This window comes from Clostridium sp. DSM 8431 (assembly GCF_900116755.1).
GTDB lineage: Bacteria > Bacillota > Clostridia > Clostridiales > Clostridiaceae > Clostridium.
Genome location: NZ_FPBY01000090.1, coordinates 1 through 14248, shown reverse-complemented (window position 1 = coordinate 14248; position 14248 = coordinate 1). Strand labels below are relative to the sequence as shown.

General features: G+C 29.6%; 8 protein-coding genes. 7 read left to right on the top strand and 1 reads right to left on the bottom strand.

Annotated features, from left to right (window positions below):
• The first annotated feature begins 386 nt into the window (after positions 1-386).
• From BM384_RS10295 to BM384_RS10270, 6 genes are all read left to right on the top strand, one after another.
• A complete protein-coding gene (locus BM384_RS10295) occupies positions 387-854 on the top strand; it encodes a MarR family winged helix-turn-helix transcriptional regulator (RefSeq protein ID WP_242946009.1) in 468 nt (155 codons plus the stop codon).
• A gap of 18 nt (positions 855-872) precedes the next feature.
• On the top strand, positions 873-3065 hold the full coding sequence (locus BM384_RS10290; RefSeq protein WP_090013418.1) for an ABC transporter ATP-binding protein: 2193 nt from the start codon (positions 873-875) through the stop codon (positions 3063-3065).
• A complete protein-coding gene (locus tag BM384_RS10285) occupies positions 3058-4902 on the top strand; it encodes an ABC transporter ATP-binding protein (RefSeq protein WP_242946008.1) in 1845 nt (614 codons plus the stop codon). Before BM384_RS10290 ends, BM384_RS10285 begins: the two co-directional genes overlap by 8 nt.
• Positions 4902-5153 carry a GIY-YIG nuclease family protein gene (locus BM384_RS10280; RefSeq protein WP_090013417.1) on the top strand — a complete coding sequence of 84 codons (252 nt, stop codon included), beginning with the start codon at positions 4902-4904 and terminating at the stop codon, positions 5151-5153. The genes BM384_RS10285 and BM384_RS10280 overlap by 1 nt, the downstream gene beginning before the upstream one ends.
• 73 nt (positions 5154-5226) lie before the next feature.
• Positions 5227-6066: a putative ABC transporter permease gene (locus BM384_RS10275; RefSeq protein ID WP_090013414.1), complete on the top strand. Its 840-nt coding sequence runs from the start codon at positions 5227-5229 to the stop codon at positions 6064-6066.
• A 215-nt stretch (positions 6067-6281) separates the two neighbouring features.
• The gene (locus tag BM384_RS10270) at positions 6282-8882 is read left to right on the top strand and encodes an RICIN domain-containing protein (RefSeq protein WP_090013413.1); all 2601 of its coding nucleotides are present in this window, start codon (positions 6282-6284) and stop codon (positions 8880-8882) included.
• Between the two features lie 51 nt (positions 8883-8933).
• On the opposite strand, the gene BM384_RS10265 is transcribed toward BM384_RS10270, so the two are convergent.
• Positions 8934-10979: a methyl-accepting chemotaxis protein gene (locus BM384_RS10265; RefSeq protein ID WP_090013411.1), complete on the bottom strand. Its 2046-nt coding sequence runs from the start codon at positions 10977-10979 to the stop codon at positions 8934-8936.
• Positions 10980-11636: 657 nt separating this feature from the next.
• On the opposite strand from BM384_RS10265, the gene glmS reads away from it, so the two are divergent.
• Entirely contained in the window at positions 11637-13463 is a 1827-nt protein-coding gene (gene glmS / locus BM384_RS10260; RefSeq protein WP_090013410.1) for a glutamine--fructose-6-phosphate transaminase (isomerizing), read from the top strand.
• Positions 13464-14248: the final 785 nt, after the last annotated feature.

The following is a 14248-nucleotide window of genomic DNA, read 5'->3' as shown; positions in this document are numbered from 1 at the left end:
TATATATCTCCTAACTTTCTTTTATTTAATTATACAGAAAAGTACCCTATAGGATAGACTTTTTTTATATTGTCTATTCTATAGGGTACATTTTAGAGTGCTAGTATAATAGCTTTTTTTAATGATTTTAAGTATATTATTTGAATCTTATAATGTTAGTTTGATTATGAAAAACTAGTTAAAATTTCATGTTATATATTTTGGACATAGAAAAATAATAAATATAGTAAATGAAAAGGATTAAAATATTTAGATGGCTAATTAAAAAATAGGGGGAAATTAAATAAAATTAAAATTATATTAATAAATATATGAGAATATTGATTTATAATATAAATAGGAGTAATATATTAGTTAGTCGACTAAATAAAAGAAGGAAAATATATTTGGAAAAAGAGCAATCATTACAGAAGCTATTTCTTCAAGTTGCAAGACTTCATTTTTTGAGAAGCCATAGTCTTATTGAAAAAACAGAAGTTCATCATGGACAAGGAAGCCTTTTAGTAGCACTTCACTTTTCTAATGGTCAGACTCAGAAAAAGCTTGCTGATTCTATGGGGATAAAGCCAGCAACTTTGAATGTAATGATAAAAAGAATGGAGAAAACTGGACTTGTCAAAAAAGAACAAGATAAAAAGGACCAGAGAACCACTAGAATTTTCATAACAGAAAAGGGAGAAGGAGAATATCATAAAGTTAGATTGATTTGGGAGCAAATAGAAGAAGAAATGTTTAAAAACCTAACTGTTGAAGAAAAAATCATTTTAAGAAGAGTTCTTCTGCAAATTCAAGATAATTTTTTAGAACTAATGCCAGATGCAAAACTTTTTTGCCATATTAAGGGGAAAAATTAAAACAGGAGGAAAAACTAGATGTTTAAATTGATTAAGTATTTAAAAGGGTCAGTTGGGGCAGTATTAGTAATAATAGCATTACTGATTGTACAAGCTTTTTGCGACCTTTCTCTTCCAGATTATACGTCAAGTATAGTCAATGTTGGGATACAACAAGGAGGAGTAGAAGATGCAGTACCAACCGTAATAAGAGAATCTGAATTAAATAAAATTTTGCTGTTTGTAAGTCCGGAGGATAAGAATGAAATCTTAGATGATTATACTTTATTAAGTAAAAATACATTAACTCCAGATGAACTTAAAGATCTTGAAGAAGAATATCAAGATTTAGCAAATGAACCTTTGTATGAGTTGAATGACTTAGATACTGCAAAGAGAAATGATTTAAATCAAATAATTAGTAAACCTATAGTAATTGTTTCAACTTTAGAAGCACAAGAAAATAGTGCTCAAATGTTTAAGGCAATTTCAATGATGCCACAAGAACAGTTTGAAAAGCAATTTTCTGAAATTAATGAAAAATTTAAAGATATGCCAGATAGTATGATTATTCAAGCTGCAACAAGTTATGTTAAGGCTGAATATAAAACAATTGGTATTGATACTGACGCTATGCAGATAACATATATATTAACAATTGGTGCTAAAATGATAGGAATAGCCCTTGTAAGTATGGCAGCAGCAGTAGTTGTTGGATATATAGGTGCAAGAGTTGCAGCTAAGATTGCTAGAAATCTTAGAGGACAATTATTTGGAAAGGTGCTACAGTTTTCCAATGAAGAAATGGAAAAATTCTCTACAGCTTCTTTAATTACACGTAGTACAAATGATATTCAGCAGATACAAATGTTTATTGTTATTTTCTTGAAAATAGTAATATATGCTCCAATATTAGGTATTGGTGGTGTATATAAAGTATTCCAGACAGATGTTTCAATGTCATGGATAATAGCTTTAGCAGTAGTAGTAATATTTGCAGTTATTCTTGTATTATTCTCTGCAGTAATGCCTAAGTTTAAGGTTATACAAAAATATGTTGATAGATTAAACCTTGTTACTCGTGAAATAGTAACTGGTATTCCTGTAATTAGAGCATTTAGTACACAAAAACATGAATATGAAAGATTTGAAGTTGCTAATAAAGATTTAACTAAGACAAATCTTTTTGTTAATAGAGTAATGGCTGGAATGATGCCTACAATGATGCTTATAATGAATGGTATAACAGTACTTATTGTATGGAACGGTGGAAAAGCAGTAGATGCAGGAAGCATGCAAGTTGGGGATATGATGGCTTTTATTCAATATGCAATGCAAATAATAATGGCATTCTTAATGCTTTCTATGATTTCTATATTACTTCCAAGAGCTGCAGTATCAGCAGGACGTGTTAATGAAGTTTTAGATACTGATGTAGTTATTAAAGATACTGATTCTCCTAAGAAGTTTATAGATGCTAAGAAGGGCTATGTTGAATTTAAGAATGTTTCATTTAAATATCCTGATGGAGATGAAAATGTTATTGAAAATGTTTCATTTACAGCAAAACCAGGAGAAACTACTGCATTTATAGGAAGTACTGGTTCAGGAAAATCTACTTTAATCAATTTAATACCTCGTTTCTATGATGCAACTGAAGGTGAAATTTTAGTTGATGGAGTTAATATTAAAGATGTTTCTCAACATGACTTGAGAGATAGAATAGGTTATGTACCTCAAAAAGGTATATTATTCTCAGGAACTATAGAATCAAATCTTAAGTATGGTAAAAATGATGCCACAGAAGCAGAAGTTGAAAAAGCAGCTAGAATTGCTCAAGCTACAGAATTTATTGAATCTAAACCAGAAAAATATGAATCACCAATAGCTCAAGGTGGTACTAACGTATCTGGTGGTCAAAAGCAAAGACTTTCAATAGCTAGAGCTGTAGCTAAAGAACCAGAAATTTATATATTCGATGATAGTTTTTCTGCCCTTGATTATAAAACTGATGCAACTCTAAGAAAGGCATTAAAGAAAGAAACTGGTGACAGTACAGTGCTTATAGTTGCTCAAAGAATAAGTACTATTCTACATGCAGAGCAGATAATAGTTCTAGATGAAGGTAAAGTTGTTGGTAAGGGTACACATAAAGAACTTTTAAAGACTTGTGAAGTTTATAAAGAAATTGCTGAATCACAACTTTCAAAGGAGGAGCTTGAAAATGAGTAATAAGAAACCGGCAATGGGTCGAGGTCCAATGGGCGGCAGGATGCATGGAGAAAAAGCTAAGGACTTTAAAGGAACATTACGCAAATTACTTAAAGAAATGAAACCTTTCAGAGTTGGAGTAATAACAGTTATCATTTTTGCAATGGTAAGTACTGTATTCTCTATAGCAGGACCAAAGATATTAGGTAAGGCTACTACTGAAATATTTAGAGGATTAGTTGCTAAAGTTTCGGGAAGCGGCTCAGGTATAGATTTTGATCATGTTGCTAAAATTTTAATAACTATTTTAGTACTTTATTTAATAAGTGCATTATTCCAATTTATGCAAAGCTATATTATGAGTGGTATTTCACAAAAGCTATGTTACAACCTTAGAAATGAAATGGAACATAAGCTAGATAGACTTCCAATGAACTACTTTGAAAGCAGAACAAATGGTGAAGTTTTATCAAGATTTACTAACGATATAGATACATTAGGACAAAGTTTAAATCAAAGTATAACTCAGGTAATTACTTCAGTAACAACTTTAGTTGGTATTTTAATAATGATGATTTCTATAAGTATTCCAATGACTTTAATCGCTGTACTTGTTTTACCTGTTGCAGCATTATTAATTGGAGGAGTAGCTAAGAAATCACAAAAACACTTTAAGTTACAACAAGAATATTTAGGTCACGTTAATGGACAAGTAGAAGAAGTTTATGGTGGCCATAACATAGTTAGAGTATTTAATGCAGAAAAGAGATCTAAAGAAGAATTTGATAAAGTAAATGATAAGTTATATGATTCTGCTTGGAGATCACAATTTTTATCAGGTATGATGATGCCTATTATGACTTTCGTAGGAAACCTTGGATATGTTGGAGTTTCAATAATGGGTGGATATCTTGCTGTTAAGGGTTCAATTGAAGTTGGTGATATTCAATCATTCATTCAATATGTAAGAAGTTTCAATCAACCAATAGCACAACTTGCACAAGTATCAAACTTATTACAAACAACTATGGCAGCTGCTGAAAGAGTTTTTGAATTCTTAGAAGAAGATGAAGAAGAACAATTTGCAAAAAATCCAGTAAGCACTAAGGGACTTGAAAGTAGTGTTCAATTTGAAAATGTTCATTTTGGATACAATCCTGATAAGATAATCATTAATGATTTCAGCACTAAGGTTAAGCCAGGTCAAAAGGTTGCAATAGTTGGACCTACTGGAGCTGGTAAAACAACTATGGTTAAGCTATTAATGAGATTCTATGATGTTAATAGTGGAGCAATTAAGATTGATAACCATAATATTAAGGACTTTAATAGATCAGACCTTAGAGAAATGTTTGGTATGGTTCTTCAAGAAACTTGGTTATTTAATGGAACTATTGCTGACAATATTAAGTATGGTAAGCTTAATGCAACTCAAGAAGAAATAGAGAAGGCAGCAAAGGCAGCACGTATTCATCACTTTATTAAGACTTTACCTGGTGGATATAATATGGAACTTAATGAAGAAGCATCAAATGTATCTCAAGGTCAAAAGCAATTATTAACTATTGCAAGAGCTATTTTAGCTGATCCTAAGATATTAATACTAGATGAAGCAACAAGTTCTGTTGATACTAGAACAGAAGTATTAATCCAAGAAGCTATGGATAACTTAATGGAAGGAAGAACGAGTTTCGTAATTGCCCACAGATTATCCACAATTAAGAATGCAGATATGATTTTAGTAATGAAAGATGGAGATATAATTGAACAAGGTAACCATGAAGAGTTACTAGCTAAGAAAGGATTCTATTATAACCTTTATAATTCTCAATTTGAGAAGGAAGATGCTGCAGTTTAATGAACTATGTTTATATAATTAGATGTGGAGATGGTTCATTATACACAGGATGGACAAATAATTTAGAAAAGCGTTTTGAAGCTCATAGTCAAGGAAAAGGTGCAAAATATACTAGAGGAAGAGGTCCTCTAAAGCTTGTTTATTTTGAGACTTTTGATGATAAAAGAGAGGCCATGAGAAGAGAATACGCTATAAAAAAAATGAAAAAAAATGAGAAAGAAAATCTCATAGTAAGTCGCCAGATATTCTAAATATCTGGTGATTTTCATTATTTGTGATAATATAATTTATAAAGATTTTAATATTTTAGAAAGGTGGGATTATATGCATTATTCATGCTATCAAATACTAGCGTTATTTTGTATATATTCATTTTTGGGCTGGTGCACAGAAGTAATATATCACACAGTAAAGACAGGAGAGTTTGTTAATAGAGGATTTTTAAATGGACCTGTTTGTCCTATATATGGATTTGGAGTATTAACAGTTATAGTTGCTTTAGAACCACTTAAAGATAATTTGTTAGTGCTATTTATAGGTTCAGTATTTTTAACAAGTTTAATTGAATTTGTTACTGGTTTTGTATTAGAAAAGATATTCCATGATAAATGGTGGGATTATTCTGATGAACCCTTTAACATAAAGGGATATATATGTCTTAGATTTTCATTATTATGGGGGATAGCTTGTCTTTTAGTTGTAGATATTGCACATCCTTTAATATTTGATTTCCTTAAAGCTGTTCCTTTAACTTTAGGAAAAATTCTATTAACAATAAGTTTAGTAGCATTTATTGTAGACTTTATAGTAACAGTATTAAGAATTTCTAAGTTTAAGAAGAGCATTCGTGTATTAGATGAATTAGCTAATAATATAAAAGTAATATCAAATGAAATAGGAGAAAATATTTCAGATGGAGTACTTTTTGCTATGGAAAAAGAAGAGGCTGTTAGAGGAAATGTTGATTCTGTAAAAGAAACTATTTCTTCAAAAATTGATGTAGAAAAGAGAAAGAAAGAATTAGCTAAACTTAAAGGTAAATATAATGAGTTTGTTGAAAAACAAAAAATTGGGTACGATAGAATATTTAAGGCATTCCCAGCTTTACAAAAAGGAAAATACAAAAGTTATATTGATAAGTTAAAAGTTCGTTATAAAAAATAAAGGTTAATACTTATATTTGTGTTGTTTAAGGGCTATATTGTCGTAAAATAGGATGATATAAGCTTAAAAGTTCAAATAAAGGTATTAAAACTATAGTATTATAGAAAGTAATGATTACTAAATTTTCTATAATAGAAACATATAAAGCAAAAAAATAAAATAATAGTTGTAGCATTGAAAATGAGTAACATAATAATTATTAAAGGAGAAAAGGTATGAAACTCAAAAAAATGCTAAGTAGTATTTTAGCTGGTGCTGTTTTTATTACCTCATTTTCACTTTTTGGTGAAACAAAGATAGTAAAAGCAGCATCAATTGCTTCAATACCAAATACAAGTAGACAGATTAAAAACTATGATAAAAGCTTTATGTCACTTACAGGCTTTGCATCAGTTAATAATTCAGTAAGTGATAGAAGTAAATATGTAGGAACATCTTACTATCGAAAAGTAGGAAGTGAAAGAGAATTTTTAAATGCAGTTCTAGAAGCACAAAGTGGAAAAGTAAAAGTTATTGAAATTACTAAAGATTTAAACTTAGGATGGAAAGAACTTAACTTAGATTCAGGTGAAAAATCAAAGTACAGCTTTCTATCTGAATATGAAAAACCAACTAATGGATATACAAATCCAACACTTGCACAGGCGGGGGTATCTAAATTAAACATTTCTAATACTAATGGACTAACGATATTTTCAACTAGTGGAAAAACAATCAGACATACTGAATTTAAATTACAGTCATCAGCAAATGATATTGCTATAAGAAACTTAAAATTTGATGATATGTGGCAGTTTGATGATTCAGGAAAACATAAAGAAGTAGGATGGACATTTATTAAGGTAAATGGTGCTAATAATGTATGGATCGATCACTGTAAATTTACTAATGCAGCTGATGGAAATGTAGATATTGAAAATGGATCATCAGGCCTTACTTTTTCTTGGTGTGAATTTGGAGCTGAAACTACAGAAAATCCATTAAGTGATAGTGCAATTTATAAATCAATAAATTATATGGAACAAAAATATAATAGTGGTCAGCTTGACTCAAATAGTGTGTATTACAAAATGAGAAAAGGCGGAGCAACTAAAAATCAAATAATGGCCTTTGAAGCTTATCATAGCAAATGTTCTTTAGTTGGTTCAGGTGATAAGTACTTTACTAATTATGTTGATAGTAATGGTAAAGATTATAAAGATGGAAACCAAAGATTAAGATTAACTCTTGCTTATTATAAATATAATAATGTTGGACAACGTGTACCAATGATACGTCAAGGGGTAGGGCATATGTTTAACTGTGTTGTAGATGATACAGGACATATGGATATTTTAAAGAAAGTAAGTGCAATTAAAAATTTAAATATTGATAATTTAGCAAGATGTATTAATGCTAGAAATGGTGCATCTATAGGAGCAGATACTTGTGTATTTAATGGAGTTAATGAACCTATTGTAGGAACAGAGCGTCAGGGTGATGATGTTGCAAATATGAATAAGCCATGGGACACTTTATTTGCTAATGCTTATAATAATGCTTTAATTGTTAATTCAAAGGTTACTAATGACTATGGTACATACACAGGAAGTAGCTGGGATAATAATGGAAGCAATTTATTTACAAAAGGCTATACTTGGAATAATAAATCAACTCTTGGAAAGTGGGCATGGTCTTCTTCAATTAATGGTGTAAATAATATGAAGAAGTCAGTTACTCCAACTTCACCTTTTACTTTTACTTATAATTATAATGAAAAGTTATCTTATAGCTATAATGTAGTACCTTTAGATAATGTTGAGTCTACTATTAAATCTTATTCTGGAGTAGGAAAAGTTAATATGGATGCATCAGAATGGTTAAAGACAAATTATGCAGGTTCTCAAACAACTAATCCATCTCAAACTCCAGAAACCAATGTTGGAGTTGGTGGATATTATAGAATAAAAAATGTTAACAGTAGTAAGTATTTAAGTGTACCAAACAATGATAGTGGAGCTAAAGTTGTACAAACTTCTTCTACTGGAGATAATACTATATGGCAGGTTGTTGGAGGCTCAGAAAGTGGTTATATAAAACTTGCAGCACAAGTTGGTGATGGAAGAAAAGTTCTTGATGTTACAGGAGGTTCATCAAGTAATTCGGCACAGATTCAAATATGGGGGAATGGGTCAAGCTCTAATCAAGATTTTAAGTTAAAGAACCTTGGGGCTGGAAAGTTTGTAATATTATCAAGAGTTTCAGGTGATGTAAGATGCTTAGATGTTAGTGGTTATAGTTCAAATGAAGGAGCTAGTGTCATTCAGTACGATTATAAAGGTAGTTTAAATCAACAATGGGTATTTGAAAGAGTAAATTATACTCACCCTATAGTTGATGGTGGAGTTTATTACATTAAGAATTATAATAGTAATTTATACATGGATGTATTAGATGGAAAAGATGCTAATGGAACTAATGTTAGACAATGGAATGGTAATGGGGCTGATGCCCAAAGGTTTAAGGTTGTTTCTACAGGAGATGGATACTATAAATTAGTTTCACAAGCTGGAGGTAAAAAAAGAGTTATAGATGTTAACGGAAATTCAGCATCAAATGGAGCTAATATAAGTCTTTATGATGATAGAGGAACAGATAATCAAAAATTTAAATTAATTGATAATGGTAATGGAGTATTCCAGATAGCTACTAAAATATCTAATAATAAATCTATGGTTGAAATCATTAATGCAGATAAAAAAGCAGGAGCAAATATTCAACAGTGGAGTAGCAATAATAACAATTGTCAAAAGTGGGTTTTTGAAATAATAAGATAATAAACAAAGAAAGCCAGTATCTAAATTTAGATGCGGGCTTTCTTTGTTTTATTATTTTCTATAATCTTCAACAGTTTGTTCTAATTCACTTGCAATATTACTATTAGATTTCATATTGTCATTAATCTCATTCATAGATGTGGAAATGTCAAAAATATTTTCTGTTATACTAGTTATACCGTTAGTGCTTTCATCAATAACCTTTGACATAGCATTTATATTTTCTGATATCTCATCTATATTTGAGTTTAAGTTTTCAGCTGATAAGGCAAATTGTTTCATCATATCATCCATAGTTTTAGCATCTGAAGAGTACATTTCAATATTTTCTAAAAATTCATTGTAATCTTGAAGAATTTTAGAATCAATAAATTCTAATATTTTCTTAGAATCATTTGCAAGTTCAGTAACGGCTTTAATTACTAACTGGCTAATTTCTTGGATATTACTAGCATTAGATTTACTATCTTCTGCAAGTTTTCTTATTTCTTCAGCTACTACTGCAAAGCCTTTTCCAGCTTCACCAGCTCTTGCAGCTTCAATAGAAGCATTTAATGCTAAAAGATTTGTTTGATCTGCAATGTTTAATATATCTTCAGTTAATGTATTTATCTTTTCAGCATTCTTACTATTTTCAATAGAATTAATTAACTTGTTATGAATAGTATGTACAATTTCGTTAGTTGTATTTATTTTATTTATAGTAGCAGATTTAATGTTATCAGCACGATTTTGAATATTCTTTGCTAAAACTGAACCTTTTTCAGAACTTAAAGCGATTTTTGAAGAAGCAGTTGATATATTATTAGATTTAGAAGACATTTCAGATATTGAAGCTGAAGTTTCTTCCATGCCAGCAGACAACTCTTCCATAGTAGCTGAAATATTATTAATATTTTCACTTGAAGAAATAGTTTTATTTGCTACATCTTCAGTAGATAAAAGAAGTGTTCTTGACTTATCATCTAAGTGATTCATTATAGAATTAATAGTGTCAGCTAATTTTAAAGTTGAGTTTTTGGCATTTTCAATTTCAATACAAGTATCAAATCCAATCTTTTCTTCACTAATATCAGTATCACCATCAGTTATTCGCTTTAATTGTTTTGAAATCCAAAGTAATGGAGAAGCAGATTTTTTTGCTATAAGTATTGATGAAGTTATTCCGATTATTAAAACTACAACAAATGCTAATATTACTAGGTTTTCTATTCTATGAACATTAACTAATACTTCCTTACAAGGGGCTAGTGAACATATAGACATATTATTAATTCCTATTGGAGTAAAACAGGCTAGATATTTTTTATTATAGATTTTAATTTCTAAATAACCAGTTTCACCAGAAGTCATTTTCTGAACTAATTGTTTAAAATCTGAAGAATCTAAATCTGCTACTTCACTAGTAGAGGCAGTAAGCCAGTTTTCATTAAGTATTATACTTTTATTTGGATATCCAGAAACAGTACCATCAGAGTTTAGCATAAAGAAGTAGCTTGAATCTGAAATTTTTGTTTTGTTTAAAATTTCAGATATATGCTCTAATTTTACATAACCAATAAGGACACCAACTTTTTCATTATTATCATTTATAATTGGAGCACTAATTGGTATTATTTTTTTACCTGTACTTTTAGAAAAAAGTGGTTCACATATTTCTGTATGTCCATTATTCCATGCAAGTTTAAATGATTCATTGTTTGCAATTGATCCTGCTAAACATTCTTTGCCTTGAGAATGTATGATTTGATTACCAGTACTATCTGTTATTAAAAAATGAGACCATGCATCACTGTCAGAAGAAACTAATTTTTTTAAATATTCTTCGGAAGAATTAAAATCTAAGTTTTTAATTCTTGGATCTAAAGAGGCAGTAGTTATTACTGATTTATACTCCTCTAGTCTATTAGATAAGTTTGATGAGGTAAGTTCTGTTGCTATGTATGTATCATTTTCCTTTTCGTCTAAAAATTTAGAACTAGTGAGTGATGAAACTATGTAAAGCTCTATCATAAACGGAACTAAAAATACAATTGAAAGTAGAACTACCAATCTTGAAGTTAAACTTTTTGGTTTTACTTTTATAAAAATGCTCAAAAAAAAGCACCTCCCATAAATTCAATATGGTTACAGTTTACAAAATAAGTATAAAAATGTCAATTGTTATATAAAAATGAATTAATAAGTAAAAAAGTAAAATTAAAAGTAAAAAATGAGAAATGATGGGGATTTGTTAAAAATTAATTATAAATAATGGGATTAATATATAGACATTTAAGTTTTATATGATAAAATGTGTGTAGGTATAAAATAGAGGTAAAAGGAAGTGGTGTAATAAAATTAATTTATTAAAAATAAAAATTATTATAAAGCGCCAGGACTTAAGTGAAAAAGAAAATTAGACACAGCTTAGTAAGTTCGCCTAACCAAATCATAGATTTGCAAGAGGAAAATGAAACTAAGCACAGCTTAGTAAGTTCGCCTAACCAAATCATAGATTTGGAGGCTCACTTAAGTTGACGAGGATGGGGAGTATCGAATTCTTCGGCGGGTGCCCCACGGTATCGCACTACCGTAAATGGCTGACAAAACTATGAAGTGATTTATAGTACAAATTCAGTCTGGTGTTAAAACCTTTGTAAAACTTTTATATTTTCACATTATTATACCTTAATTTATATTTTATTAAGATAAAAGTTTTAAGGATGGATCAATAATTGAATAAATTTTCGTAATTAAGGAAGGAAGATTAATATGTGCGGAATAGTTGGATATTTTGGAAAGAAGCAAGCAACATCTTTTTTAGTTGATGGATTATCAAAGCTAGAATATAGAGGATATGATTCAGCAGGTGTTGCAGTTGAAGATGAAAAAGGAGATATTACTGTTGTTAAACATAAAGGTCGTTTAGCTAATCTTAATGAAGATCTAGATGAGAATCCAGTACATGGAAGCATTGGTATAGGTCATACAAGATGGGCAACTCATGGAGCACCATCAGATATAAATTCACATCCACATAAGAGTTCAAAGGGAAGTATCACAGTAGTTCATAATGGAATTATTGAAAATTATCTTGAACTTAGAAAATTCTTAATTGGTGAAGGATATGAATTTAAATCTCAAACAGATACAGAAGTAATACCAAACCTTATTCATTATTACTTTAAGGGAGATCTTTTCGAAGCAGTTGTAGAAGCTACTAAGAAATTAGAAGGAAGTTATGCAATTGGAGTTATTGCAGGAGAAGATCCAGATAAATTAGTAGCAGTAAGAAAAGACAGCCCATTAATAGTAGGACTTGGAGAAGATGAAACATTTATAGCATCAGATATTCCAGCTGTAATAAGCTATACAAGAGATGTATATCTTTTAAATGATAATGAGTTTGTATTAATCACAAATGACGGAGTAGAAATTTTAAACGGTGATAAATCTAAAATAGATAAAGAAGTTTACCATGTAACTTGGAGTGCAGATGCAGCAGAAAAGGGTGGATATGATTCTTTCATGATGAAGGAAATTCATGAACAACCAAAGGCAGTAAGAGATACTTTAACAGGTAAAATTTCAGATGGAAAAGTTCACTTTGAAGATTTTAAATTAACTAAGGAAGAACTTCAAGGAATAGATAGAATATATATAGTAGCTTGTGGTACTGCATACCATGCAGGTTTAATGGGAAAAGTAGCAATCGAAAAGTTTGCTAAGATTCCAGTTGAAGTTGATATAGCATCAGAATTTAGATATAGAGACCCATTAATAACTGAAAAGACTTTACTTATCACAGTAAGTCAATCAGGAGAAACAGCTGATACTCTTGCAGTTTTAAGACAATGTAAGAAGGCTGGAGCTAAAACTTTAGCAATAACAAATGTTGTTGGAAGTACTATTTCAAGAGAAGCTGACCATGTAATTTACACAATGGCAGGTCCAGAAATAGCAGTTGCTTCAACTAAGGCATACACAACTCAAGTTGTAGTTATGAACTTAATAGGAATGTACTTTGGACAGTTAATGGGAACAATAACAGCTGAAGAAGAAAAGGAATTAGAAGAAGCATTAAACTTACTTCCAGAAAAAATAGAAGAAGTTTTAAAGACTGAAGGTAAAGTTGAAGAAGTATCTAAGGTATTAGCTACAGAAAAAGACTTATTCTACTTAGGAAGAGGAATAGACTTTGCATTAGCTTTAGAAGGATCATTAAAGCTTAAAGAAATAACTTATATTCACTCAGAAGCATATGCTGGTGGAGAACTTAAGCATGGACCAATAGCTTTAATTGAAGATGGAACTAAAGTTATAGCTTTATTAACTCAAGAAAGATTAAGAGAAAAAATGGTAAGTAATATAGTAGAAGTTAAGGCAAGAGGAGCTCACGTTATAGGAGTTGCTTATGAAGGTGACGAATTAGATGATTCAGTATTTGATGAAGTTATCAGAATACCAAGAATCTTAAACATGGTAGCACCAGTAGTTGCAGTTGTATCTTTACAATTATTATCTTACTTCACAGCTAAGGAAAAAGGATTTGATATAGATAAGCCAAGAAACTTAGCTAAATCAGTTACAGTTGAATAAGAAATAATTTAATACTAAATTTTTTGTGGTTTTTAAATAAAGTCTAAATATTTTAAATAAAGTTTCAACTTTTTAAATAAAGTCTCACTTTTTTAAACAAAGTTGAATTAAAACTAAAGATTAAGTTAATACTAAATTTAGATGTTTAGTATTAACAAATATAGAGCTTAGAAGGCTAGACATTTTTGAATATGAAATGTCTAGCTTTTTTCTATTTATAAGAGTTAAAAGTATTGCAAAATATAAGCGGATTTTTACCTAGTAGCAGTTTTTTTTCTTGCTGTTGGGTTTATTTTTTTGTTAAGTTTCAGATATCACTATTCGGCAATTTCTTAACAACTACATATAAAAAGTTAGGTGTAAATTCTAATATTTATATAAAAAAATGAATTTTTTAATGATTTCTAATATATGCAAAAAAATATATATTTCGACTTAAAAATTCATTGACTCCATTGAGAAAGGTATTAATAGTAAAAATAAAATTCAATTACAATATAATAATAAATTAATAAAAACAAAAAACTATTTACAAAAAAAACTATATAAGGTAATATATTATTGTAATAAATTACAGTTTTTTAAAATATTTCATTTTTTGATGTAATCTAAAAATGTAGAATTTTCAAAGCTGTTTTGGTTTATCTAGACTAAAAAATTAGAACGTTGTATTAAGAAATGGGGGTGTACAGAATGAAGACTATAGAAAGAGCAGAAGTAGTAGACAACAAGTATTGTTCAGCATGTGCAGCAGGTGCTGCATGTCTTACAGATGGACCAATTCC

Bases quoted from the DNA above. Each gene is read 5' to 3' on its own strand.
- BM384_RS10290 (WP_090013418.1), top strand. From the start codon at position 873: ATGTTTAAATTGATTAAGTATTTAAAAGGGTCAGTTGGGGCAGTATTA.
- glmS (WP_090013410.1), top strand. From the start codon at position 11,637: ATGTGCGGAATAGTTGGATATTTTGGAAAGAAGCAAGCAACATCTTTT.
- BM384_RS10280 (WP_090013417.1), top strand. From the start codon at position 4,902: ATGAACTATGTTTATATAATTAGATGTGGAGATGGTTCATTATACACA.
- BM384_RS10285 (WP_242946008.1), top strand. From the start codon at position 3,058: ATGAGTAATAAGAAACCGGCAATGGGTCGAGGTCCAATGGGCGGCAGG.
- BM384_RS10270 (WP_090013413.1), top strand. From the start codon at position 6,282: ATGAAACTCAAAAAAATGCTAAGTAGTATTTTAGCTGGTGCTGTTTTT.
- BM384_RS10275 (WP_090013414.1), top strand. From the start codon at position 5,227: ATGCATTATTCATGCTATCAAATACTAGCGTTATTTTGTATATATTCA.